The 24,098-nt window shown below is 43.9% G+C and carries 21 protein-coding genes, 2 tRNA genes, 1 other RNA gene and 1 pseudogene; 11 read left to right on the top strand and 14 right to left on the bottom strand.

Annotation, left to right across the window (positions count from 1 at the left end):
• Window positions 1-82 precede the first annotated feature (82 nt).
• Window positions 83-916: an AraC family transcriptional regulator gene (locus tag CWO08_RS09030; protein ID WP_017631022.1), complete on the bottom strand. Its 834-nt coding sequence runs from the start codon at window positions 914-916 to the stop codon at window positions 83-85.
• A 247-nt stretch (window positions 917-1,163) separates the two neighbouring features.
• On the opposite strand from CWO08_RS09030, the gene CWO08_RS09025 reads away from it, so the two are divergent.
• From CWO08_RS09025 to CWO08_RS09010, 4 genes are all read left to right on the top strand, one after another.
• Window positions 1,164-1,502, top strand: a complete 339-nt coding sequence (locus CWO08_RS09025; protein WP_102268976.1) for a hypothetical protein — start codon at window positions 1,164-1,166, stop codon at window positions 1,500-1,502.
• A gap of 327 nt (window positions 1,503-1,829) precedes the next feature.
• Window positions 1,830-3,224 carry a glutamate decarboxylase gene (locus CWO08_RS09020; RefSeq protein WP_108020306.1) on the top strand — a complete coding sequence of 465 codons (1,395 nt, stop codon included), beginning with the start codon at window positions 1,830-1,832 and terminating at the stop codon, window positions 3,222-3,224.
• A gap of 74 nt (window positions 3,225-3,298) precedes the next feature.
• Window positions 3,299-5,026, top strand: coding sequence for an aspartate:alanine exchanger family transporter (locus CWO08_RS09015; protein WP_108020381.1), 1,728 nt, complete (start codon window positions 3,299-3,301; stop codon window positions 5,024-5,026).
• A 93-nt stretch (window positions 5,027-5,119) separates the two neighbouring features.
• The gene (locus tag CWO08_RS09010) at window positions 5,120-5,371 is read left to right on the top strand and encodes a GlsB/YeaQ/YmgE family stress response membrane protein (protein ID WP_017105442.1); all 252 of its coding nucleotides are present in this window, start codon (window positions 5,120-5,122) and stop codon (window positions 5,369-5,371) included.
• A gap of 377 nt (window positions 5,372-5,748) precedes the next feature.
• Here the strand turns inward: CWO08_RS09010 and CWO08_RS09005 are convergent, their stop codons facing one another.
• The 5 genes and pseudogenes from CWO08_RS09005 to CWO08_RS08980 all read right to left on the bottom strand — a co-directional run bounded on the left by CWO08_RS09005 (window position 5,749) and on the right by CWO08_RS08980 (window position 11,022).
• Window positions 5,749-6,525: a group II intron maturase-specific domain-containing protein gene (locus CWO08_RS09005; RefSeq protein ID WP_258185297.1), complete on the bottom strand. Its 777-nt coding sequence runs from the start codon at window positions 6,523-6,525 to the stop codon at window positions 5,749-5,751.
• 82 nt (window positions 6,526-6,607) lie between these two features.
• Entirely contained in the window at window positions 6,608-7,777 is a 1,170-nt protein-coding gene (locus CWO08_RS09000; RefSeq protein ID WP_108020305.1) for an acetyl-CoA carboxylase biotin carboxylase subunit family protein, read from the bottom strand.
• Entirely contained in the window at window positions 7,774-8,898 is a 1,125-nt protein-coding gene (locus CWO08_RS08995) for an MFS transporter (protein WP_258185295.1), read from the bottom strand. Before CWO08_RS08995 ends, CWO08_RS09000 begins: the two co-directional genes overlap by 4 nt.
• Before the next feature lie 44 nt (window positions 8,899-8,942).
• Complete coding sequence (locus tag CWO08_RS24210) at window positions 8,943-9,866, bottom strand: phytanoyl-CoA dioxygenase family protein (RefSeq protein ID WP_258185294.1); 924 nt, start codon at window positions 9,864-9,866, stop codon at window positions 8,943-8,945.
• Between the two features lie 285 nt (window positions 9,867-10,151).
• Window positions 10,152-11,022, bottom strand: a pseudogene (locus CWO08_RS08980) (IS5 family transposase).
• A gap of 674 nt (window positions 11,023-11,696) precedes the next feature.
• On the opposite strand from CWO08_RS08980, the gene CWO08_RS08970 reads away from it, so the two are divergent.
• On the top strand, window positions 11,697-12,173 hold the full coding sequence (locus CWO08_RS08970; protein ID WP_258185293.1) for a hypothetical protein: 477 nt from the start codon (window positions 11,697-11,699) through the stop codon (window positions 12,171-12,173).
• Between the two features lie 199 nt (window positions 12,174-12,372).
• On the opposite strand, the gene ffs is transcribed toward CWO08_RS08970, so the two are convergent.
• Window positions 12,373-12,469: signal recognition particle sRNA small type (ffs, locus tag CWO08_RS08965), an RNA gene on the bottom strand.
• A gap of 211 nt (window positions 12,470-12,680) precedes the next feature.
• The gene (locus CWO08_RS08960; RefSeq protein WP_108020304.1) at window positions 12,681-13,424 is read right to left on the bottom strand and encodes a hypothetical protein; all 744 of its coding nucleotides are present in this window, start codon (window positions 13,422-13,424) and stop codon (window positions 12,681-12,683) included.
• Window positions 13,425-13,475: 51 nt separating this feature from the next.
• Here CWO08_RS08960 and CWO08_RS08955 point away from each other — a divergent pair, with 51 nt between their 5' ends.
• Window positions 13,476-13,778 (top strand): MGMT family protein, encoded by a 303-nt coding sequence (locus CWO08_RS08955; protein ID WP_017631048.1) that lies wholly within the window; start codon window positions 13,476-13,478, stop codon window positions 13,776-13,778.
• Between the two features lie 59 nt (window positions 13,779-13,837).
• Here CWO08_RS08955 and CWO08_RS08950 read toward each other — a convergent pair whose 3' ends face one another.
• Window positions 13,838-14,278: a YbaY family lipoprotein gene (locus CWO08_RS08950; RefSeq protein ID WP_108020303.1), complete on the bottom strand. Its 441-nt coding sequence runs from the start codon at window positions 14,276-14,278 to the stop codon at window positions 13,838-13,840.
• Window positions 14,279-14,445: 167 nt separating this feature from the next.
• Between CWO08_RS08950 and tesB the strand changes: the two genes are divergently transcribed.
• Window positions 14,446-15,306 carry an acyl-CoA thioesterase II gene (tesB, locus tag CWO08_RS08945; RefSeq protein WP_026084268.1) on the top strand — a complete coding sequence of 287 codons (861 nt, stop codon included), beginning with the start codon at window positions 14,446-14,448 and terminating at the stop codon, window positions 15,304-15,306.
• 100 nt (window positions 15,307-15,406) lie between these two features.
• Here the strand turns inward: tesB and CWO08_RS08940 are convergent, their stop codons facing one another.
• Both CWO08_RS08940 and CWO08_RS08935 read right to left on the bottom strand, forming a co-directional pair.
• Window positions 15,407-16,072, bottom strand: coding sequence for a hypothetical protein (locus CWO08_RS08940; protein ID WP_048658196.1), 666 nt, complete (start codon window positions 16,070-16,072; stop codon window positions 15,407-15,409).
• Window positions 16,073-16,143: 71 nt separating this feature from the next.
• Window positions 16,144-16,617, bottom strand: coding sequence for an Lrp/AsnC family transcriptional regulator (locus CWO08_RS08935; protein WP_017631052.1), 474 nt, complete (start codon window positions 16,615-16,617; stop codon window positions 16,144-16,146).
• A gap of 129 nt (window positions 16,618-16,746) precedes the next feature.
• Here CWO08_RS08935 and CWO08_RS08930 point away from each other — a divergent pair, with 129 nt between their 5' ends.
• Window positions 16,747-17,814 (top strand): PLP-dependent cysteine synthase family protein, encoded by a 1,068-nt coding sequence (locus tag CWO08_RS08930; RefSeq protein WP_017631053.1) that lies wholly within the window; start codon window positions 16,747-16,749, stop codon window positions 17,812-17,814.
• Between the two features lie 85 nt (window positions 17,815-17,899).
• On the opposite strand, the gene CWO08_RS08925 is transcribed toward CWO08_RS08930, so the two are convergent.
• Complete coding sequence (locus tag CWO08_RS08925) at window positions 17,900-18,220, bottom strand: DUF1244 domain-containing protein (protein ID WP_004736423.1); 321 nt, start codon at window positions 18,218-18,220, stop codon at window positions 17,900-17,902.
• A gap of 186 nt (window positions 18,221-18,406) precedes the next feature.
• Between CWO08_RS08925 and CWO08_RS08920 the strand changes: the two genes are divergently transcribed.
• Window positions 18,407-19,000 (top strand): thioredoxin domain-containing protein, encoded by a 594-nt coding sequence (locus CWO08_RS08920; protein WP_108020302.1) that lies wholly within the window; start codon window positions 18,407-18,409, stop codon window positions 18,998-19,000.
• A gap of 125 nt (window positions 19,001-19,125) precedes the next feature.
• Here the strand turns inward: CWO08_RS08920 and vexH are convergent, their stop codons facing one another.
• Window positions 19,126-22,239 carry a vibriobactin export RND transporter permease subunit VexH gene (vexH, locus tag CWO08_RS08915; RefSeq protein ID WP_108020301.1) on the bottom strand — a complete coding sequence of 1,038 codons (3,114 nt, stop codon included), beginning with the start codon at window positions 22,237-22,239 and terminating at the stop codon, window positions 19,126-19,128.
• Window positions 22,239-23,315 carry an efflux RND transporter periplasmic adaptor subunit gene (locus tag CWO08_RS08910; RefSeq protein WP_146161757.1) on the bottom strand — a complete coding sequence of 359 codons (1,077 nt, stop codon included), beginning with the start codon at window positions 23,313-23,315 and terminating at the stop codon, window positions 22,239-22,241. The genes vexH and CWO08_RS08910 overlap by 1 nt, the downstream gene beginning before the upstream one ends.
• A gap of 389 nt (window positions 23,316-23,704) precedes the next feature.
• On the opposite strand from CWO08_RS08910, the gene CWO08_RS08905 reads away from it, so the two are divergent.
• Together CWO08_RS08905 and CWO08_RS08900 are read left to right on the top strand one after the other, a co-directional pair.
• Window positions 23,705-23,789: transfer RNA gene (locus CWO08_RS08905), tRNA-Tyr, on the top strand.
• 103 nt (window positions 23,790-23,892) lie between these two features.
• Window positions 23,893-23,977, top strand: a tRNA-Tyr gene (locus CWO08_RS08900).
• Window positions 23,978-24,098: the final 121 nt, after the last annotated feature.

The following is a 24,098-nucleotide window of genomic DNA, read 5'->3' as shown; positions in this document are numbered from 1 at the left end:
TTGGCTATTCAATGTAAAAACACCTGAATGGGTTCGATTGTACAAACTTGCTCGATTTCGCGACCGAATTAATGAGTCCGATTTAGAGCATTTTGATGTATTGCCCCGGCGTGTAGCCATTGGCTTTTTTAAAGTGTCGATGAAAATGGCTTTGGTCATGAAAACCACACTCTTGAGCAGTATCAGAAATCGTATGTCCTTGCTTCAACAGCTTGCGAGAAAGCCTCAAACGAGACTGGATCTGATAAGCATGAGGAGGAAGACCAAACTCTTTCTGAAATGAACGAACTAAATGAAATGGACTTAAGGCTGCCAATTTAGATAACTCTTCCAAAGAGACATCGGCTTGCGGAAAATCATCCAAAAACTCTTTCACCAGAACAAGTTGACGCTGAGTTTTTCCATCCAGTTGTGGCTTAAGGCTTGATTTCCCATGTCGACTAATCAGCTTAACCAACATTCCGTACATCAAGGTTTCGCGTAGCAGGCGATTGTCTGATTCATCAATCGCGTTGAACACCAATCTTAATTGATTAGCGAGTTCAGGGTCTTCAACCACCGCTCTTGGGAAATAAGGTGCCCCGTAATTGGGTAGGTTAAGCTCTTGAGTGATTTTGGCGAGTTGTTCTGGAAGTGGATACATCGCACGATACGCCCAACCACCTTCAGTGGCAGAGTGTCCGCTATGCACTTCATCAGCGTTCACCAGAATGATGGCATCTTGAGGTGCGACATGATGCCCACCAGTTCGATAGAAACGTTGAGCGCCCTGCTCGATAACACCAAGTGTGTAGCCCTCGTGGCTATGGCGTGAAAAGTTCTGCTTTTCATATTCAGCATTAAGAATTTCAAGGCCACCGAGTTCTTCTGTGATCTTATATTCGGCCTTTTCTTTAGAGCGTTTCTTGTTCTCCATAACAATTCCCAAGCCTGTTAATTATCGAGCGACTTATCAGTCTACTCTATAGGCTCTTTCAGCTTTTGTACAAAATTGCGCATTTGGCCGTTAATACGTTTTTTGGTCGTTGAATTAGATCGCTCGATATTGCTTTCTAATTGCGAGCAAAGTCATGCTGCGCAGGTACTTGGCGAAAAATTGACAAATCAATGGCTTAATCATGCTGATAATCCCCGCCAACCATTGGTAACTGTTCAGAGATATGATGAAGAAAACCTTAGCATTGATCTTTTTCTTGAGCCTTACAGGCTGCACGCACAATCAATCCAAAGCACTAAGCATGAACTCCTCGTCGGTTAATACATACCCACAATCGATGTCGAACCTGCAGCTGTGCGACACCCTGTATTACGGGCGCTCGAGCAATCAAACACTGGCGGCCATTGGCAGTGAGTTTAATCGAAGAGGATTATCGAAGAGTTGGTGTGATACCGAAACCAATAAACTTTATCTAACAAAGACAATTGATTGGGTAGCTGAACAAGTCGAAGACAAGGAAGATTCAGAGGAAGAAGCATCAGCTGTTGTGCTGCCTGCGAATTAAGAGGATTAAAAATTCAACATCGTAAAATGACCAAATTATAATCAGTGAACGAAATTATATATCCAAACTTAAAATACGAAAAAATAAGCATCAACGGCATATAAAACTCATCATGGCAACTCCGTTTTTTCACCACACAGTGTACTTTGAAATATTTGTTTTACCGTGCACAAAAAAAGATAAAACAACGTGAAATAAGCAACAACACGCTTATTTAGGCGGGATTTTTATAAAATCCTGCTATGTTCACTTAGCTGCCCACATTGTTATTTACTGATATACCAATGGTAATAAGTAACATAAATTCAATAAGATAAAGGATTTACCATGCCTCTTCATAAAAAATCGACTGTCCGTGGTTCACTCTTAGATGATGTTTATTCTTCCAAAGATCTTTCTGTTGTTATGCCCAAGTATCGAATTCCAGAGCAAGAGCATGCACCCGATCATGCTTACCAAGTCGTGCATGATGAATTAATGCTGGATGGTAATTCGCGTCAGAATCTTGCGACATTCTGTCAAACATGGGTCGAAGACGAAGTCCATAAATTAATGGATGAATGCATCGACAAAAACATGATCGATAAAGATGAATACCCACAAACGGCCGAAATCGAATCTCGATGTGTACACATGCTCGCAGATCTTTGGCATGCACCTAACGCTGAGAATCCAATGGGGTGCTCAACAACAGGCTCAAGTGAAGCAGCAATGCTTGGCGGTATGGCGCTTAAATGGGCATGGCGTGAAAAAATGAAGAAGCAAGGCAAGCCAACTGACCGCCCTAACCTTATCTGCGGCCCGGTTCAGGTTTGTTGGCATAAATTTGCCCGTTACTGGGACATTGAACTTCGCGAAATCCCAATGCAAGGCGACCGCCTGATCATGACCCCAGAGGAAGTAATCAAACGTTGTGACGAAAATACGATTGGTGTTGTCCCAACGTTAGGCGTGACCTTTACTTGCCAATATGAGCCAGTACAAGCGGTACACGAAGCGTTAGATAAACTACAAGAAGAAACCGGGCTAGATATTCCGATTCACGTTGATGGTGCGAGTGGTGCCTTTCTTGCCCCATTCTGCGATCCAGATTTAGTGTGGGATTTCCGTTTACCAAGAGTAAAGTCCATCAATGCCTCTGGCCATAAGTTTGGCCTTTCCCCACTTGGCGTTGGTTGGGTTGTTTGGCGAGATGCCGATGCTCTACATGAAGACTTAATCTTTAACGTCAACTACCTCGGTGGAAACATGCCCACCTTTGCACTCAATTTTTCTCGCCCTGGTGGTCAAATCGTTGCTCAATATTATAACTTCTTGCGTCTTGGCAAAGAGGGCTATCGTAAGATCCATGATGCTTGTTATGACACCGCTCGTTACCTTGCCAAAGAAGTCGAAAAAATGGGTATGTTCCACATCATCTATGATGGACATGGTGGTATCCCTGCACTGAGTTGGTCAATAAAAGATGGCGCAAACCCAGGCTTCAATCTCTATGATCTTTCTGATCGCATTCGATCTCGTGGCTGGCAAATTGCGGCTTATGCAATGCCTGCCGAACGCGAAGATCTAGTGATCATGCGTATTTTGGTTCGACATGGATTTAGCCGAGACATGGCGGATCTTTTGATTTCCGATTTACAACACTGCGTGGACTTCTTCGATAAGCATCCTGTCGTCAATGGCAGCGACGCTGACGAGTCGAGTAACTTTAATCACGGTTAATTGTCCCATCTCACTTAAAGCAAGGAGCCTTCATGGTTCCTTGCCCTTATATCAACAAGTTAGCAGGTGACATTATGTCCTTTCTATTTAGTTACTTGTCAGAAAATCCGTTTGTATTTCTCTTTCTATCACTCGCAATTGGTTACCCGCTTGGTCGACTCACATTCAAGGGAGTGAGCCTAGGAACAACCGCTGGTACTTTAGTTGTTGGTGTTGCTTTAGCACTGACCTCCTTTTCGGTTTATGGGCTAAAAATTGAAGAGCCGGGTCTGGTCTCTGATATCTTCTTAATGATGTTCATGTACGCAATTGGGATGAAAGTGGGGCCGCAATTTTTCTCCGGCCTCGCCAGAGGGGGGGTCGACTTCGTCGTCATTGGTTTAATTGTCGTGTTCAGCAATTTTGCGATTGTTGTCATCGGCGCCAAGCTAATGGGCCTTGAGCCCGGCTATGCCGCGGGCATCATTTCTGGCAGTTACACAGTGACAGCAGTGATGGGCGTAGCGCAGTCAGCAATTAGCTCAGGCGCATTTACTCCACCTGAAGGGATGAGCATTGATCATGTTAGTGCCAATATCGCGGCGGGCTACGCGATAAGCTATGTCCTGTCGACCGTCCTCATCATCTTGTTCATTAAGTACCTCCCTTCTCTCTTTGGAATTGACCCCGTCAAAGCAGGTAAAGAGGCAGAGGCGGAATTCTCAACTGGCGATGACAACGAGAAACTCCCAAGCACCTTTGGTTTTTCAGACGTGGGCGTCCTACCGATTGATGTTCGTGCCTATAAAGTCACACACCAAGAGTTAGTTGGCCGTTCAGTGCAAGAGTTGTATCAGAAATTCCCTGATGCGGCCGTGCTTAAAGTGGTTCGAGGTGAGCAAGTCATTGATGCTTCCGATAACCCAACGCTTGAGTTAAATGATGTTATTGGCATTCGCGGAGAATATCGCATCTTGATTGCGGAAGGTGAAGCTGATATCGGAAATGAAGTCGATGATCCACGAGCTAGAAATGTCGACATTGAAGTGGCTGATATTCACGTTGGTAAATCCGAGTATGCAGGGAAAACCATGGCGCAATTGCATGCGGAGATCGGCTTTGGTGTCTACTTCAAAGCAGTTTTCAGACAAGGTCACCAGCAACCTTTACTCCCACAAACTAAGGTCGAAGTGGGCGATGTTGTGCGTATTGCAGGCTGCCAATGGTGCGTAGAGCAAACCGCATCCAAACTCAATAGCGTTCCAATTGTAGAGAGTACGGTCACCGAAACCTTCTACCTCTCCCTTTCTCTGTTGATTGGTTATGTCTTTGGACATTTGAGTGTCACCGTTGCAGGTATCCCTTTTGCCCTAGGCACATCAGCTGGTTGTATGTTAACCGGGATCGTTTTCTCATTCCTACGAACTCGTAACCCTAGCTTTGGCGGCCCCATGAGTGAAGGGGCAAGAAGCTTTCTACAAGACATTGGTCTAAACCTGTTTGTTGCTGTATTAGCCGCAACGGTCGGCCCCAAAATATTGGCGTCTTTCCAAGGCATCATTGTCATCAAGATAGCGTTACTAGGCGTTACTGCAGCACTGGTACCACCTCTGCTAGCTTGGTTATATGGATTGTACTTCCGCAAGATGAACCCTGCTATTTTAGCGGGTGCCTGTGCCGGAGGGAGAAACAGTACCCCAGCAATGAAAGGAGCCCAAGATGCAAGCCACAGTGATATGCCAGCTATTGGCTACCCCGTGCCATACGCATTAACTTCAGTTTTAGTCCTGATATTAGGTTACATCGCAATGGTGATCAGTTAGTTAAATTGAGTTTTGATGCATGGTCTATGATTTAAACTTAACCATGGATGTGTGACGACATGTACCTAACACAATAATGAGTAAGGAGAAGTTATGGGGTTTATATCTTGGATTATTCTTGGGTTGATTGCAGGGGCGCTAGCCAAGTGGCTAATGCCGGGCAACGATGGTGGTGGATGGATCGCCACCATGGTTCTAGGTATTGCTGGTGCCTTTGTTGGTGGTTTCTTAGGGAGCTTCATCGGCCTCGGCAGTGCTGACGGCATTAACATCGGTAGTATTATAACCGCAACGCTTGGCGCATTTGTGTTGCTGTTTGTTTATAACCGTTTCCTCAAAAACTGATATTTTCGCACCTCTAGTCATAAACAAGATAAAATTAAACTTCAGATAGCAAAAAGCCGCTCATTAAGAGCGGCTTTTTATATGTGATGCTTGCAACATAAGTTCGCATAACATTGCATCGGAAGTCTACATATTTGTAGAACGGCTAAAATTCAACGTAGCAAAATTGCCACACTCAGGTCAACCCTTCGAAAGACATAGTGTACATGTATGGGTAAGAATTCAGTCTCTGAATGTTTTGTCGAGTAGACGACACTTGTTGCCAAGTGCCGCCCCTCTAAGAACCGTACGTGCAACTTTCACTGCATACCGCTCAAGCCTCCACTAAGGCATCATTGATACCCAGCAACTTATAACGCAGCCAGGACAAGCCCTTTCTAAGAGTTACGAGATAGCCTTTTGGGGTTTCTCTTCGCCAAGTATTCTTGGTGTTGAGGGTCAAAAGGGGTCGCTGCACTCCTAATTTTCACGTGTCGTTCCATGGGCACTTTCGCTATTTGGAACAGATTGAAGTGACAGTCCATGTTCATGTTTTTCTGCCATCCGTGAAATTGCCACTGGCCTTTACGGTTGAGGAAGTACTTATGAACAACCCAGTCTTTGGACTTGGTTGGATGATGTCTAACTGCCCAGTGCCATAGAGCTTGGAATAGTTTGTGGCTGATATACCCGAATATTTGTTTAGCAACATAATGGCGATCGTAATTCGCCCATCCCCTGAGTTTTGGTTTTATCAACTTGATAAGATCGTTAATAGGAATGGTTGCATGCTTCTTAATGAGTTTTCGTAGATTTCTCAAGAATAACAACATGTTGGATTTGCTCGGTTTGATGAGTAATTTCCCTTTGTACTTCCTGTGATTGAAGCCTAGAAAGTCAGCAATCAACGGTTTGATGTCGTTCACTAGCACTTCCTTTGAAGAGCAAGTAACCAAGAAATCATCCGCGTAACCGATAAAGTTAGCCCTAGCACCCTTTTTCAGGGCTGTAGATTGTATTCCCGTGAGAGTCATTAACATCAATGTTGGAGAGATTATTCCACCTTGAGGTGTACATACTCGAAAAGTATTCGCAAGTTGGCTTTCTAAAGACATAAAAAAATCCGATATTAGTTTCCTAATATCGAATTTTGAAGCCTTTTGAGGATCGGTCAAATGATCCCACAAATTTCTTAACTGGTCGGCATTAGCACCACGGTGCCCTTCCTTAATACGAGTTCAAGCAAGAAAAGCTTGGTTATTCAACGAGAGAAAGAACTTTCAATACCTCAAAATCAGCGAGCACTTCTGAGTAGCTCTTTCCTTTTACTACAATCGATCCCGACAAGTTTTTTACGCTATCGACACCATCATAGCAGTCTCCCACCTGACAGCCGAGGTTAAGCTCAAACTCAGACTGTAAATTGACTTCATTGATCTTATTTATTCGACCTTGCTTCGCAGGAAAAATGCCCCCCATGCAATAAGAGTCGTTTTTCACTATCTCTGCAATATCCAACCCACACTCAATATCCAGCGCCATCTCAATCATATTCATATCAAATTGCGCCTGATAGATAGGAACCATAATCGCACCCGGTGTACGGCAAGCGGCTTCAAGGAAAACCAACTCACCGCTCTCTTTTACAAAGATTTCGACATGAGAAGGGCCATTTTTTAAGCCAAGAGATTTCACCGCATACGCAGCGAAATTCGTCAATTGGGCATACAATTCATGGCCTTCTTCCAGAACCAAAGAAAGGCAAGGCTTACCGAATTGAAAATCAAGGTTTGGGAACGAGTATTCACAAGCAGCTTGGAAGCAAACTTCGCCATTTCTAATCAATAAATCAACATGGTACAACTTCCCTTCAACAAACGCTTCGTACTCATAACCCAAGCCAATCTTAGATGTATTGATAACATCATCATAATCGTACTGACTTCTAATCACATACACACCAAATGCCCCTGCTGAATCCTTCGGTTTTAGAACAAAAGGCAACCCAACGTGTTGGGTAATATCTGAGAACGTAAGGTTTGATTGATACGCCCCATATCGAGGTACATTTACGCCAGCGGCCAACGCTTTTTCTTTCATTAAACACTTGTCCCTAAAGTAGGCTGTTTCAATCACTGTCATGCCCACAAGACCAAAGTGTTTTCTTATTTGCGCAGCTAAGTACATAAAATCTTCAGATGCCGAGAAAACACGATCATCAGCATTCAAGAACTCTAGTGTCACCAACGTACTCATCAATCCTTCTTCGGAACTAAAGGTAATCACCTTATAAGCGTGGTCCAGCACCTCATCACTTAACTCGGCATACTCAGCATCTTTAACACAAACTACAATTTTTCTTTCTTTTAAAAATTCTACCGCCAATGCGTTGTGTCTTTTCGCCGTGTTAATACTGATAACTTTCATTTTTTTACTCCACACTTTTGTTTTATTATTAATATGATCACTGATGAAGTGATACCTAGCGCTAAAGAGATATCCCATATATACGAGAAACTAAAGGCAATAACAGCACCACCTAAAATTGGTGCAATAAAATCGGATACAGAAAATAAAGATTGATAAACGGAAATCGTTTTGCCTTTCTTGCTCGTTGTATATTCCAATATAAATTGAACAGCAGGAACAAATAACAACATCTCTCCTAATGTCCATGCACTCACAGATAAAGCCAACCCAGCATAATCACTGATATATTTCACACTGAATGTGCCTAAAGAAAGGATCAGAACACCACTTATCACTCGATAATGGATATCTATATTCTTTGTTAGTGTACTAAGCTTAACCTGAAATAGAACAATAATGACGCCACTAAAAGTGAAGATGTAACCAGCTATATCGGTCGGAAATTGCTTTTCACTCACAATATAAATCGTGTAGTAAACAGGAATAAAGCTAAAGCAAATAAGCGACAATGTAATAGAAATGATGGAAAAAAAATATAGTGATTGGCTTCTAGACTTCCTGCTCTCAACAACATCCAGAACATACAACTTATTCATGTCAACTTTGTAAATTGCGATTGAAGCAAACGTTGCTAAGCCGAAAAAGAGCAAATACACAGCATAGAAATCGTTGGACTGAGTAATGATAAAACCCATCATGCCACTGCCTACAGCAACGCATAAGTTAATGATGATTCGTCGGATCGACAAAGAGTGGTTGATGTGGTCTTTATTCCTCTGAGAAGTAATAATGTACAAGATCACAGAGCGGCACCCCGCCAACGACATGCCAATCAAAAAGATCGCACACACTTGGACAAGCATATTGTTTTGAGAGATGAGCGCAGGGATAAAAAGCCAGGGTGTGGCCATTATCATAAGCACTTTTTTAGGGTTTGAACGGTCACTGGAAACGCCACCAAAAATCCCCCCAAGTAACCCACCAATACCCATAAAAGGCAGCATCATCGAAATGCTTTCTTGATCAATTCCAGATTGATATAGGTAAAGCGAAAGAAGTGAAAACCCGCCTTGTAAAAAAGCGAGAAAAGTAATGGGTAAATAAATGATTGTATTCATCTATATTAAACTGCCAGCCAATAAAGTTTGGCTGGCACCTTCCTTTAATTAGTGGCTAATATTCTTGTTTCAATATCGCAGTTGAATAAGCTACTTCTCTTTATTAGCTCGCCATCTTCTTTACACACATCTAAGTGGAATCGAGTTGGGCCTTCATATTTAAAGTGCTCTCTTGGAATTTCTAGGTTTAACGCTCGCTTCTTATCATATTTAGATTCCGAACATACAAAACGCATTACAAACGCCGCGCGAGCATCAATTGGACCATCTTTCAAAAACACACTTCGATGGATAACATGCTTATCGAAGATCAATGCGTCACCCAGTTCGTAATCATCTTGTACTGCAAAGAAGTCGAGAATCTTTTTCATTGCAGCATCATTTAGCGGCCCATCGCGCAGGTGCACGAATTCCTCTAGAGAGAGCTCTGAATTGGTTTCGATTTTTCTCTGAGTCATTTCAAACACAACGGGATCGATATCGTTGTACAAAAACTCTCCAGACACCTTTGATTTAGGAACATAAGCCATTCCACCTTGTTGATTATTATTATTAATAGGAACAAGTGGGGTCCATATGGTACAACCGAAATCTTCTGCTTGTTGATAACCAAAACTTTGTGTTCCTATGTGCCAAGGAAAACCTTTGCTATCATTTTTCTTAAGCTCAAACCCCAATCCTTGTGTATATAGCAGCTCTTTTCCAGACAGTTGATTCATTACCTTTCTAAAATGAGTGTTATTCATTAAAGATGCAATCGTTTCGTCACCTGCAAATAAGTCAAAAGCAATACGGCTAAAGCCTGATTGATATTTATCACTTGGTGCCGAAATATCATTATCGATTTTATTTTTTACAGTACTAATAAACTCTTGGGAAAAGACACCTTTTAGAAGAACAAATCCATCTTGCTGGAAATTTTTTATATCTAACTCAGTTATTTGGAATTTTTTATTTATTAAGCTCATTATTATTTTCATTATTTAATTAAAAAAACGTAATATGCAAATACGCACACAATAGAACCGACCGAAAAGTATGTTGAATTTTATTTTTTTCAAAACAACCACGTAAAGAAATGCGACATTTATCACATTAAATTTAACACGAATAACCAATGTTTAACCTTGTTACAAGTTATGAATAATCATGACATTTTTGAAATGCTGATTTTTTCGAGTCAACGAAGAGGTAAAGGTGGCTTTGTTGCGTAATTAAATTTATAGATAGAACTACCCCGTTTTGTGTGTTTCTTAGTCAATACAACAAGTTTCAGGCATACCTAACCCAGTAAGCTTGTTCAACGCTTTTATCATCGCGTAAGTCTCACCCACCTGCGCATTGTAATTTCTTAAGCTCAATCGTCCTCCTAGTAACTGTTTAACTCGATACATCGCTGTTTCTGGTAGTGAACGTCAGTGTTATCCATACCGCTCTTTCCAATACTTATTTGAGACATATAACTCCTGGCAACCCACGGCGAGATTTCGAGGATGACCCCGTTCCCCCCTTCTCTTGGAGGAATAAGCGCAACAGCTCGCTTAATCTTAATCGCATCGTGACATGCTCTCGTATCACAAACGCCATCACCAGACAGCTCAAAGATGCTTCGGCGTGTTTGTTTCAGTAAGTTCGGGAGTACATCTCCATCTGTAACCGTCGATAAACTTAGCTCGGCTACTAAAATTTCATGAGTGCTTGTATCCACGGCAATATGCAGCTTTCGCCAGACTCTACTTTTGCCATCTGTCCCGTGGTTTTTTACTTTCCATTCATCTTCGCCAAAAACCTTAAGGCCAGTCGCATCAATGGCCAGGTGCTGTATCACACCTCTCGTTTTAGTCTTAAATGAGACCTCAACTTGCTTGACTCTACTACTGATGTAGGTGTAATGCGGACAACTTAACGGTACATGGACTAACCTAAATATCGAGTCGATAAATCCTTGCAGCGCTGTCGTGCTAGCTAAATCACTGAACCGACGTGGCCTCCCGCGCTTATTCTGTTTACTTTGCATCCAGCCACTTATCGCTTCTTCATCAATCTAAAACGTCAGAGAGCCACGGTTAATGAGTGATTAGTTGTATTCTTCCAATTGTTTGTTTTGTAAAGAGGTTTAGGCATAGAGCTACGAGAAGGAGTGAACATTGCTGATCAGATCGTTGGTTCTTGATTTAGTTCCATTGATTTACGCAACAAAGCCATTACGCGACTCTTATAGTATCGGTATGATTCAGCAGCACTAAGTCGCTCGCGAGTCAGGTATACATTATTAATAGCCTCATTAATCAAGGCTTGTGAATCCATTTCTCTTCGACTGTTGCCCTATACGTATGCTTGGGTATGAGTGCCCGTGGTTCTCTACCCGCTTCAAAGTAGGATTTTTTCCAAGTTGCTAAAGTTCGCCAACTCGGGGGAGTGAACTGTAATTCTGACTCCACGAGGCTTAAGAGAGGGTTCAATAAAAATGAGATTTCTAAAGCCTACAAGGTGGGAGTGTTAATTAAATGTACGATAATATGAATGAGTAAAGACTCTACATCGCTGGACACATGTGAATACATGAAACCTAATTAGTAGAGTGAAAATTTACCCATTCAAAAAGTGAATAAAAATGCAATAAACATCAAGATTGGAGGTGGTTTTCTATCGACTTATTCGTCAACGAAAATGATAATGGGGCAAAACCTTGCTAGCGCTTTTGCTAGATTCGCCGGCTCCTTGGTTTGTGGTGGTACATTGACTACTCATGATTAATCCTATTAAACGTAAATATAATAACCGTGGCTGAGTTTAGATTGGATAAAAATAAAGAAAGCCCCCTACCGGAGAATCACATAACTCCTGAACTTTTCGTGCAACACGCTTGGGATATGGACTTTAGGATTTCTGCCGCTGACTCGGCGGTAATTCACTCTGATTTCATCAAATATGCCTCCATACTCGCCGATAAAGAAGGCATTGATGTTCACTATTTAGACTTTTCAGAATACGACACGGCAGCGGCAGCATTATCCGCAAAAGAGAATTCAGATTTTCTTGAGGCGCTTGAAGATGGAAGCAAAAAAACTTTGCTGTGGTTTGTTAATTGCGACTCGCTCGCTCCCTTGAATGTTGCTATCACATACTCGCTTCGTACCGCTTTAACAACGAGACAAACAAACAACACACAGTCAGTATTCATCGCAACTAAAGCGTCACTATTAATGATGTTTGCAAATCGTGAAGCGCCTTTTTATCAAAGCCATTTTAGATTGACAGCCTATAGTGACTAAGCGAGTAGCTCATTCAGCTTGAACGTATTTGGCAAAACTGATGAACGAATAAGCCTGATGAAAGGGACTAAGCTTAGAAAGAAGTAAAGCAGGAGGTATTCGACAAAAGACCACAAAGCCTAACCCTTGTTGGACAAGACACTTGGAAAGCTTCAGATAGCAAAAAGCCGCTCGTTAAGAGCGGCTTTTTTAAAGGGTGGGAACCCAGCCACATCCCGGCACACAAGTCACACGCTGCGGCTGCTTCCTTCCGGACCTGACCGAGTTCACGAGCTATTGTTGCGGGAGGACCAGGCCCCCATAGATTCGTTTTCTAAGAGGCTTGCCTCAAAGAGTGATTGGATTATTAAGCATCCCGGCAACCATTGCAAGCCCTTCCCCTTTCTTTTTGAGCAATTGTGGTCTAAGTGCTTATCCTTTATTCAAACCACCAGTAAATCGCAGGTAAATTCGCCATTTACCTGTGATTTGAAGTTCTCACACAACATCATTTAGATTGAGTAGACACTAGATATCGATGTCTTCGTTATCTTCAGTACGAATGATGTAGTCTGTCATCCATGCGGTACCCAACAAACACAACCACACCACAAACACAGGGCTTGGCACCTCAATGCTTGGCGTTATCACCAGAGCAGCAAAGCCAACCGTGGGCAGAGTCCAACACAGGAGCTTGTTCCAACGGAAAGTTTTCAATCGATTAAGTGTTTCCATCGATGCCATGATGCCCGTGACACACAAGGCCACCAAAGCTGCATAAGGTAAGTCGGCTATCCATAATGGCAATATCAAGCCCAATGACCACCAGCTGTGTCGACTCGCGGGTTTTAGATGATTCGCTGCCCACCAAATCACGATGATAGACAACGTCTGCAGTGTGGTGATCCAAGGAGCGCCATCAAGCTTTCCTGCCGATTGCGTGACCATAATCCCAACCTGTAAGGTGGTGACAATTAAACCTGAAATAATCACGACGGACAAACTGCTGCGTCTTGAGAAAACAACCATCAGCAGTGGGAATAGCACCCATGCACTGACTGAAAGCGTGATTGGCTGTAAGGGGAGGGTTAAGCCGTAAGTCGTCATGGCTGCAAGCAAAGCTAAACCTGCGATACCACCCTGCGGTAGAATCCATAATGCAGGAATGACCATAGCAAGCACTGGGATGTCCCCTTCACTTAAACTGATTGCTCTAGCGCAAACAACGGCTAATAATGTTGTAATTAGAAATTGAAATGTCGAAAAAACCATAGCTCTCTCCTTCTACCGATCCGTGGTATTAATGAACTAGGAACATTTAGTATGGACCAATTTTTGAGCCAAATCTTTGCTGTGATTCACCAAATTCCATATGGGAAAGTAACAACTTATGGAGACATAGCACGTTTTTCAGGATTTCCGGGCTATGCGCGGCATGTAGGAAAAGCGCTGGGGAATTTACCAGAAGGAAGCAAACTGCCTTGGTATCGTGTGATCAACAGTAAAGGCGAGATCTCTTTGAAGGGTGATTCGTTTGATCGCCAGAAGAAACATCTGGTTGAAGAAGGGATTGAAGTGAGTGACGCAGGAAAGGTCAAGCTCAGAATATACAAATGGCAGCCCTAGAGCTGCCATCTATCGAAAGACGTTAATTAAGATGCCTTAACTGTGGAATCCATTTCTAATTAACGAACACCAACCAAGCGTAGGTCTGCTTGTTGCGTGTTTTCTACGTCTGTAATCACTGACTTAATCGTGTCAGTTGTGAAACGCAGTTTGCCGTCAACATGAATCGATGCGCGCATATTGTAACGGTGGTTAGGTTGAATTTTGTTGTTGTCGTACCTCAGCTCGAATGCAAACGGTACTTGCTTACCGTCAGTGGTGAATTCTTGAGTTGCGATAACAGTAGATGGTGCGTCAGCCAGTGAAATATCTTCTAGCGTAACGGTAACCACTGCATTCTCTGGCAATGCAATTCTTTCGCGATAGCTTACTGTTCCTGAAATCACTTGAGTGTTCTCTGCAGCCACTTCCTGAGAAGCGTTCGTTTCTGATGTTGCTTGGCAGCCAACAAGTAGGCCAAACGATACTAAAGACGTAATAAGAATTAGAGCCTTTTTCATATTCAATTTCTCTCAACATGTTTGCCGGACTGGCAAATCTACCCGCTAATTATAAGAGAGCTTTCATATTCTGTCTTGAAACCCTATGATTTATTGACAGATATCTGACTAATCTTAATGATTAACACCATAATCTGACATCCATTTTACGAAGAGGAATGCTGGCGATGAGTCAACCTTTACAAGAATTACTAAGTTTACTTCAGCTAGAGAAACTGGAAGAAGGTTTATTCCGTGGGCAAAGTGAGAACCTTGGTCTGCCACAAGTTTACGGCGGTCAGGTATTGGGACAAGCGCTTTCCGCTGCTCGTTATACTGTTCAAGACGACCGTAGTGTTCACTCGTTCCACAGTTATTTTCTGTTTCCCGGCGATCCTGAAAAGCCAATTATTTACGATGTTGAGAACCTAAGAGATGGACGCAGCTTCAGCACACGCCGTGTTAAAGCGATTCAAAATGGCCGCCCTATTTTCTATCTCACGGCTTCTTATCATGGTGACGCACCAGGTTTTGAACACCAAAATGAAATGCCAAACATCCCTGGGCCAGAGAACTTTGCCTCTGAAACTGAGCTCGCGAGCCACATTGCGGAGTTCTTACCAGAGAAACTACGTAAGACCTTCTGTGGTGAAAAGCCGATTGAGATGCGCCCTGTAACGGTTGTTAACCCACTGAAGCCTAAAAAGACCGAAGCAAAGCAGTACCTTTGGGTGAGAGCGAATGGTGCGCTGCCAGATAACCAGCTTATTCACCAATATCTGCTTGCTTACGCATCGGATTGGGGATTCTTGGTGACGGCGCTTCATCCTCATGAAGTGTCTATCATGACACCAAACTTCCAAGTTGCGACGATTGACCACTCGATCTGGTTCCACCGTCCGTTCAAAATGGATGAGTGGTTGCTTTATGCGATTGAAAGCCCGACAGCAGCCAACACTCGTGGCCTAGTTCGCGGCGAGATCTATAACCAGAAAGGTGAGCTAGTAGCGACTGCCGTTCAAGAAGGTGTGATGCGCTTTACTAAGTAAGTCATTCAACTCGCACACCAAACAATAAGGGGCTAGCTATCATACCTAGCCCCTTTTTTTCTAACATCAACGGAGAACCATTGCTCAAGAATCAATAGTTCTATTCAGTTTCTAGCGTCGGCTCGAATTCACTTTGAACTCGCGTTTTAATGCCATCTCCCGCGTCTCTAAGCAGGTTGAATGGTGACAGCACTACCCCTTTCACAGCACCTTCGGCAGCGCCCTGAGCGAGTGCTTTACTCTTATCTGCTAGTAAGTTTGCTTGATCCAAGATACCCGGCACTTCGGCTCTCAGCATTTCAGATTCAGCCACAACAACAGGGATAGTTTGTTCGCGGTAAGATTTACTTTCCGCAAGCATTGGTGGCATCACATCGACACGGTAGCGTTTCAATTCAGTCAGCGTTGGTGGGATAACTTCGGTTCTTACCTGCTCAACTTCGGTGCGAACGTTTTTCACTTCATCCAAAATCGCGGGAATTTTTCCATCAACCGACGAAACGGTTTGGTTAACTTGGTCGATGGTCTTTCTCACTTCATCAACCGTGTCTAACACCTGAGGAGCCAATTCACTGACATGCTCAGCAAACGCTAACATCTCTTCGACTTTTAACCCTTTGGTTAGCCCCGATAAGTCTTCGATAACCTGAGGGTAAGTATCGACGATTTCACCGACTTTATTGGTGAACGAGTAGATGGTGTAGCCCAAATAAAAAATGGAGACAGCTAACACCAATTGGATAGCGGTAGAGACTTTTGCAAACATGAATAATCCTTTTCTTTATCGCAGAGGCGATGTCTAAACTGAGACAAGATGTGGCGTGGTGATAAGGCTAATTATAGTGGTAGTGCTGTTGTGTACTTCAATGGTTCCATAGCAAACGTTGAAGTCACATTAGAAATCCCATCAATGCTGTTAACCAAGCGCTTATAGAAGTCATCAAAGCACTTCATGTCTTTAACCTGCACCTTCATCATATAATCATACTCACCGGCCATGCGATAGAACTCCATCACTTCTGGAAAGTCCGACACAGTATTCACAAAGCGCCCATACCACTCATGAGAATGATCACTGGTCTTAACCAATACGAACGCGGTAAAAGAAAGATCTAACTTCTCAGGATTCAGCAACGCCACTCTCTTTTCGATGATGCCGTTCTCTTCAAGACGCTTGAGACGCTTCCAGCAAGGCGTTGTCGTGAGGTTAACGGCTTCAGAAATATCGTTCAGTGACAGCGTGCTGTCTTCCTGTAACAACCCTAATATTTTTTTATCTACGGCATCTATCACACTTTCACCAAATCGCATTTAAATAGAATAATTTTCTACATTTTAGTCAAAATAAAGCAAATATGGCAAAGTTTTTCTCTCCAGTTCTAGCTAAATTATAACCATACCAATTACAAAGAATTCCTACACAAGATCAGGAGAACGCTTATGTGCACTGACCATCAATGGATTAACAACGCGATTCGTAAAATTGAAGCCGACTACCAACGCTCAGCGGATACGCACCTTATCAAGCTAGACCTTCCAAGCATCGAAGGCATTGATATCTACCTTAAAGATGAAAGCACACACCCAACAGGCTCTTTGAAGCACCGTTTGGCGCGTTCTCTGTTCTTATACGCTATCTGTAACGGTTGGGTTGGCCCAGAAACCACGATCATTGAATCGTCATCTGGTAGCACGGCTGTGTCTGAAGCGTACTTTGCTCGCCTACTTGGTCTTCCATTTATTGCGGTAATGCCGAAATGCACAGCGAAGAAAAAGATTGAACAGATTGAATTCTACGGCGGCCAAGCACACCTTGTTGATCGCTCAGATGAGATTTACGACGAGTCTCGCCGCTTAGCGACGGAACTTAATGGCCATTACATGGACCAATTTACTTACGCTGAACGTGCAACCGACTGGCGTGGTAACAACAACATTGCGAACTCGATTTTCAATCAAATGCAGATGGAAGATCACCCGGTTCCAACTTGGGTAGTGATGAGCCCGGGTACGGGTGGTACTTCAGCAACGATCGGCCGTTTCATTCGTTACCAACAGCATGAGACTAAGCTTTGTGTTGTCGACCCTGAGAACTCAGTATTCCATGAGTACTTCAAAACGGGTAATACCAATGTCAAAGGCAACACATTCAGCAAGATTGAAGGTATTGGTCGTCCACGTGCAGAACCAAGCTTCATTCCAGGTGTGGTTGACGAAATGCGTAAGATTCCAGACGCAGCAAGCATCGCAACCACACATTGGTTGTCTGATATTCTTGGCCGCAAGGTTGGCGCATCTACAGGTACCAACATGTACGGTGTGCTTCAACTGGCAAGTGAGATGAAAGCGCGCGGTGAGAAAGGCTCTATCGTGACTTTGCTTTGCGATAGCGGCGAGCGTTACCTAGACACTTACTTCAATGATGAGTGGGTGAACAACAACATTGGTGATCTACAGCCTTACGCAGCGAAGTTAGAAGCTTTCTCTCAAACCGGTGAGCTAGCGTAAGCGCGAGAATAAGCACCCGTTCCAAAATAAAAAAGAGCCCTTGATGGGCTCTTTTTGTGTGTCATCGGTGACCAATGACACGAGATTATTCTGGCTTTTGCTTCGCTTCAAAAGCAGCCAGTTGTTCTGGTGTTGCTTTTGGTTGGTGGTTTTGTTTCCACTCATCGTAAGTCATACCGTATACACGCTCACGAGCATCATCGATATCAAGGTCTAGGCCTTGTTGCTCAGCTTCCGCTTTGTACCATTTGCTGAAGCAGTTACGGCAAAAGCCAGCCAAGATCATCAGGTCGATGTTTTGTACATCTTTGTTGTTGTCTAGGTGTGCTAACAGGCGACGAAAGGTTGCTGCATCCAGCTTGTCTTGTTCTTCTTGAGAAAGATCTTTGTATTTAAATTCAGCCACTTTGGTGTCCCTTAATAGTTTTCATTTTTTAATGTGTTGAGCAGATATTGTTATACAAAAAAAGCCCGCATTTCGCTAGGAGCAAACGCAGGCTTTTCAAAACATTCATCAATAAACCAATACCAAGCCTATTGCACCTTGTGTGATGGGCACTTTTTGTCACTACACCGATAAACCGGAACTCCCATGAAACGATTTCAAGCCGTACTTTTCTTATTAGCGTCTATCATTTTTAGCTCAGTCACTTATGCGTCTCCCACCGAAGGAGAACAATACACACTTCTGGAGAATCCTTATTCAACAGACCATCAGATAGACAAGTTTTTCTCATTAACCTGCACACCTTGTTGGCAGATGACCGAACTACTCAAAGATAAAGAAGCTTCTGGTGAACTAACATTGCACCGTACTCACGTTATTTTTAATGAATCGACACAACAAGCGGCCAGCCTTTACTACACGGTATTGGTTCAACAGCCTAACCTATCTCACGAAGTGCTCAATGAACTGTTCTTAATGGTTCAAACCAAGAGCCCACTCCAACCGACCGACATCGATACCTTCTTTAGAACGCATAAGCTTGTAAAGCTAGAAGATATGACGGAAAGCCAACAGCAACAATGGGCTCAGTTGATGGAAGAAGCAGCAGCGAAAACAGAGCAAACCGCCATTGCTAGCATTCCTACTTTCATCGTAAACGGCCGCTACATGGTGAACTTAAGAGGTCATCGCTCGATGGATGAATTGCTTGAAACCCTCAAATACCTAAGTGACCTATAGGGCTCAATAGATAAGCTTGTCTTTCTAAACTCATACCTCATAAGCAACAAAAAGCCCGACAACGAGTAAGTTGTCGGGCTTTATTGATTAGTGTTGCTGCTAATCGACGTTATTAAGTACGCAGATTAACCGTGGCTGGTTCTGCCCACGTTGTCATGGCTTAGCTCTTTGTTTAGAAGCGCTTCTACGTGACCTGGAGAACGTGTCGTACCAGAAATCAACCGATACATCGCAGGGATTACGAACAGAGTAACCAAAGTCGCAAAGCCCATACCGAAGAAGATAACCGTACCCACGGCGACTCGGCTTTCATAGCCTGCACCCGTTGAAGTAATCAATGGGATTGCGCCTGCTAGCGTAGTAAATGCCGTCATCATGATTGGACGTAAACGTCGAGCCGAAGCATCAATGATCGCCTTTTCAAACTCGATACCACGGTCACGGAGTTGGTTAGCAAACTCAACGATCAAGATACCGTTTTTAGTTACCATGCCGATCAACATGATCATGCCGATCTGGCTGTAGACGTTGAGACCTTGACTCATCAGCACCAAGCCTAAGAAGCCACCAAAGATACCCATAGGTACGGTGAACATCACCACCAGCGGGTTAATGAAGCTCTCAAACTGCGCTGCAAGTACCAAGTAGGCTACCAACATCGCTAACGCAAACACTACTAAGATGCTCGATTGGTTCTCTTTGAAGTCTTTAGACTCGCCAGAGTAGCTTACTGAGATATCACCCGGCAGCTGTTCAATGGCTTGTTCATCAAGGAAATCCAGCGCATCGCCCAGCGTGTAACCTTCCATTAGGTTCGCTTTAATGGTTACTGATTTTTGCTTGTTGTAGTGCGACAAACGAATCGATGATGCCACTTCTTCAATGTGCGTCAGTGTATCAAGCGTGACTAGCTCACCAGACTGAGTTCGCATGTAGATTTGGCTCAAATCGTTGGCGTTATTGAAGCTGTTTTCATCACCACGCAAGTAAACATCGTACTCTTCACCACGGTCAACGAAGGTGGTTTCACTGCGGCCGCCAAGCATGATTTCTAACGTGTCTGAAATATCAGAAACACTCACACCCAGCTCTGCAGCACGCTGCTTGTCTACGGTAACCAATAGCTCTGGTGTTTTCTCAGAGTAATCGATGTCCGCGCCTTCCATCATTGGCGAGTCTTCAGCCGCTTGCTTTAACAGTTCACCCCACTTCTGAAGTTCAGTGTAATCAGAACCGCCAAGTACGAATTGAACGGGCTCACTTGAACCGCCTTTGAAGCCCGGCATGAACGGGAATACACGCACATCAGGGATGCCATTCAACGATTTACGAACTTCGTTCAAGGCTTCTTGCGCCGTCACATCACGCTCATCCCAATCTTCTAGGATCATGATAACGAAGCCTGTTTGGTCACCCGCATTACCACCAAACGCTGGTGATTGAATGCTGAATGATTTCAAGAAACCTTGACCAAGCAACGGCATTAGGCGCTCTTCAACGATGTCCATGTTGGCAGACATTCGGTTGTAACTGGTTGCATCGGCACCACGAACGAACGCAAAGATAACACCACGGTCTTCTTGCGGAGTCAGTTGCGAAGGCACTTGTTGCATCAAACCATAGCTACCGCCCATACACGCAATAATGATGATTGGAGCTGCCCAACGCCAGTTTAGAGCACGGCGCAATACCGCTCTGTAACCCTTTTCAAGTTTGCCGAACACACGCTCAATGAACAAGTTGAAGCGGTTAGGTTTCACATTCGCTTTTAGGATCTTACTGCCTAGAACTGGCGTTAACGTTAATGCCACGACAGACGAGAAGATCACCGACATTGCCAGCAATACAGAGAACTCCGTAAATAGCAGGCCTACCATGCCATCCATGAACGAGATTGGCAGGAATACCATAACCAGTACGAGCGTCGTTGCGATTACCGCAAAGCCTACTTCACGAGTACCTTTATAAGCGGCAAGCAATGGCGATTCGCCACGCTCGATATGGTGGAAAATATTCTCTACTACTACGATGGCGTCATCTACAACCAGACCGATAGACAGGATAAGTGCCATCAAGGTAATCAGGTTGATAGAGAAACCGAAGTAGTACGCCGCAATAAACGACGAGATCAAAGATACAGGAACCGTCACCGCTGGGATCAGCGTTGCACGTGCTTGACCAATAAAGACGTAAAGCACAAGGATAACCAAGCCACCCGTAATAAAGAGTGTGCTGTATACCTCTGAGATAGAACGATCGATAAAGACCGTTGAATCATAATCGACAGCCAAACGCGTACCGTCAGGCAGGAATTTTTGAATCGCTTCAACTTCTTTATGGACTAAGTCAGCCACCTCAAGTGGGTTTGCATCTGATTGAGGCACAATACCCATACTTACGTTAACAACGCCGTCACTCTTAAAGGTCGAATTTTCGTTCTCTGCACCGATGTAAACATCTGCTACGTCTTTCAAGTAAATAGGCGTGTTATCAGAAGCACGTTTTACAACGAGGTATTCGAAGTCTTTTGCTTCAGTATAAGAACGTGCAGTACGAACCGACATAACGATCGCATCGTTACGAACTTCACCACCCGGGCTTTCAATGTTCTCACTGTTCAACGCTGCAGTAATGTCAGACGCAGTCACACCACGGCCAGCCATCAAAGCAGGTTTCAGCTTCACGTACATTACTTTGTACAAGCCGCCCGAGATATCCACCGAACTCACACCAGAGATCAAACTGAAACGGTCAATCAACACACGTTCTGTATAGTCTGTTAACTGCGTTCGGTCCATCTCGGTTGAACTTAGGTTGATATAAACCGATGCTTCGCCACTACCGTTGTTCTTATAAACAATCGGATCGTCGGCTTCATCTGGCAGGGAACGCTGCGCACGAGCTACCGCATCACGAACATCACTGACACCCGTATTAAGGTCGTAACCCAATTCGAAGGTAATCGTAATACGCGACATACCGTTACGCGTCGTAGACTCGATCTCATCGATACCACTGATACCGGATAACTGGTCTTCAAGATTGGAGGTTATTTGGCTTTCAATGATGGTGGCCGATGCACCCTCGTAACGAGTACTGATCGAAACCACCGGGCTTTCAATATCAGGCATCTCACGCACGGCGAGCTTATTGAAAGAGACAATACCAAACACAACCAATAGCAGGCTCAATACGACAGCCGCTACTGGTCTCTTTACAGAAACATCAGATAACAACATTAGTTAGCGCCTTCTTGTGCTTTTTTATCGCTTGCAGAACCTGCAGGGCGATTAACAGCGAGCTCTTGAACCAACACACCGTCACGCATATTCACAATGCCTTGCACCACGATTTTCTGGCCAATCTCGATGCCCTTTTCAATCACAACTTCGTTATCGATACGTGCGCCAAGGAAAACTTCGGTACGAGTCGCTTTATTATCTTCACCAATCACGTAAACAAAGCGTTTAGTACCTGAGTATTCCAACGCTTGTACAGGGATGATCGGCGCTTCAACCGGTGGGAAGTCCATATCAGCCGACACTAACATGCCCGGCTTTAGGTAATCGTTATTGTTGTCGAAGTGAATTCGAACTCGTAGGTTCAGGGTTTCAGCGTTGATGCGAGAATCAATGCCAACCACTGTACCGGTAAATTGAGTATCGCCCCACGCGCTAGTGCGAGCGGTGACTTTCATACCTTTTGATAGCATTGAAAGGTAGCGTTCTGGGATCTGTAGGTCTAACTGCATCACAGACAGATCATCTAGAGTCACCAGTTCGGTACCTGATGTCACCATTTTGCCTCGGCTAAAGTCGATAAAACCGACCGTGCCAGAGAAAGGCGCGCTGATGTGAAGATCTTTTAGGTTGGCATTTGCCGCAGCTAAACGGGCATTCGCAATCTCAACATTGGTCTTCTGTGCATCGATTTCCGTTTGAGTGATCGCATTACGTTTCACTAGGCGTTGAAATTCCGCCAGCTTACGTTGTTCGTCTTTTAGATATGCTTGAGCTTCTGCGACGGCTGCTTTCGCTTTGTCGTCGTCTAGCTGAACCAACATCTGTCCTTTAGTGACATCTTGGTTCGCTTTGATCTTGATAGAGTCGACTCGGCCAGCCACTTCAGAAGTGATCATTACAGATTGTTCGGCTTCTAACTTACCGACCAAAGAAAGAGATTGGCTAACTTGGTGAATATCAACCTGCTCAGTAACAACAGTGACAGTGCTAGGGCCCATACGTTTAGCAAGTGCGGCTGGAGACGCCATAAGGATAGACAAGCTAAGCAGGGTTATAACAGATTTATGCTTCATAATAATGGTCTGCAAGTAAGATTTATTATCTATAAATGAAATTAACCGTATTCTATCAACTAATGAATACTGTAACGTCAAGAAGTGTAAATCTAGATTAAATTCCATTTACGTTTCATCACGCTTTAGACACATTGAACACAATACAGAAAGCCAATCACCTCAAGGTGTTACCCCTCAGTACGTAAACCTTAGTACAGATGTTCACTTCACGAGCAATATGCGTACTTTTCGCCATCTTTGCCCAAAAAGGCAGCATTTAACACAAAACCATAAGAAAAACCCTTTACACGTTTAACGTGTTTGCTATGATGCGCTCCGCACTTGAGAGATGCGTTGGGAAAAACATCTCTTTAGCCTATCCATTATGAGTTAGGAAAAAACACCCTGGAGGGGTTCCCGAGTGGCCAAAGGGAGCAGACTGTAAATCTGCCGGCTCCGCCTTCGATGGTTCGAATCCGTCTCCCTCCACCATATTTCTTCTTACCTCTTTCGAGAGTTAAGAGAACAACCTGATTGATGGGCTTATGGGAAAACATCAATTTAGGCTTACTTTGTGAAGAGTAAGACACACCCTGGAGGGGTTCCCGAGTGGCCAAAGGGAGCAGACTGTAAATCTGCCGGCACTGCCTTCGATGGTTCGAATCCGTCTCCCTCCACCATATTCTTCTTACCTCTTTTGAGAGTTAAGAGAACAACCTAGTTGATGGGCTTATGGGAAAACATCAATTTAGGCTTACTTTGTGAAAAGTAAGACACACCCTGGAGGGGTTCCCGAGTGGC

This window comes from Vibrio sp. 10N.286.48.B8 (genome assembly GCF_003050085.1).
In the GTDB taxonomy this organism is placed as follows: Bacteria; Pseudomonadota; Gammaproteobacteria; order Enterobacterales; family Vibrionaceae; genus Vibrio; species Vibrio crassostreae.
Note: the sequence above shows the minus strand (reverse complement) of the source record. Positions and strands in the feature narration are given on the sequence as shown.

Coding starts and splice junctions, on each gene's coding strand:
- vexH (WP_108020301.1), bottom strand. CDS start 22,239: ATGTTGTTATCTGATGTTTCTGTAAAGAGACCAGTAGCGGCTGTCGTA.
- CWO08_RS08930 (WP_017631053.1), top strand. CDS start 16,747: ATGTGCACTGACCATCAATGGATTAACAACGCGATTCGTAAAATTGAA.
- CWO08_RS09015 (WP_108020381.1), top strand. CDS start 3,299: ATGTCCTTTCTATTTAGTTACTTGTCAGAAAATCCGTTTGTATTTCTC.
- CWO08_RS09000 (WP_108020305.1), bottom strand. CDS start 7,777: ATGAAAGTTATCAGTATTAACACGGCGAAAAGACACAACGCATTGGCG.
- CWO08_RS08940 (WP_048658196.1), bottom strand. CDS start 16,072: ATGTTTGCAAAAGTCTCTACCGCTATCCAATTGGTGTTAGCTGTCTCC.
- CWO08_RS08960 (WP_108020304.1), bottom strand. CDS start 13,424: ATGGTTTTTTCGACATTTCAATTTCTAATTACAACATTATTAGCCGTT.
- CWO08_RS08955 (WP_017631048.1), top strand. CDS start 13,476: ATGGACCAATTTTTGAGCCAAATCTTTGCTGTGATTCACCAAATTCCA.
- CWO08_RS08910 (WP_146161757.1), bottom strand. CDS start 23,315: ATGAAGCATAAATCTGTTATAACCCTGCTTAGCTTGTCTATCCTTATG.
- CWO08_RS08995 (WP_258185295.1), bottom strand. CDS start 8,898: ATGAATACAATCATTTATTTACCCATTACTTTTCTCGCTTTTTTACAA.
- CWO08_RS08920 (WP_108020302.1), top strand. CDS start 18,407: ATGAAACGATTTCAAGCCGTACTTTTCTTATTAGCGTCTATCATTTTT.
- CWO08_RS08950 (WP_108020303.1), bottom strand. CDS start 14,278: ATGAAAAAGGCTCTAATTCTTATTACGTCTTTAGTATCGTTTGGCCTA.
- CWO08_RS24210 (WP_258185294.1), bottom strand. CDS start 9,866: ATGAGCTTAATAAATAAAAAATTCCAAATAACTGAGTTAGATATAAAA.
- tesB (WP_026084268.1), top strand. CDS start 14,446: ATGAGTCAACCTTTACAAGAATTACTAAGTTTACTTCAGCTAGAGAAA.
- CWO08_RS09025 (WP_102268976.1), top strand. CDS start 1,164: ATGAAGAAAACCTTAGCATTGATCTTTTTCTTGAGCCTTACAGGCTGC.
- CWO08_RS08935 (WP_017631052.1), bottom strand. CDS start 16,617: ATGCGATTTGGTGAAAGTGTGATAGATGCCGTAGATAAAAAAATATTA.
- CWO08_RS09020 (WP_108020306.1), top strand. CDS start 1,830: ATGCCTCTTCATAAAAAATCGACTGTCCGTGGTTCACTCTTAGATGAT.
- CWO08_RS09010 (WP_017105442.1), top strand. CDS start 5,120: ATGGGGTTTATATCTTGGATTATTCTTGGGTTGATTGCAGGGGCGCTA.
- CWO08_RS09030 (WP_017631022.1), bottom strand. CDS start 916: ATGGAGAACAAGAAACGCTCTAAAGAAAAGGCCGAATATAAGATCACA.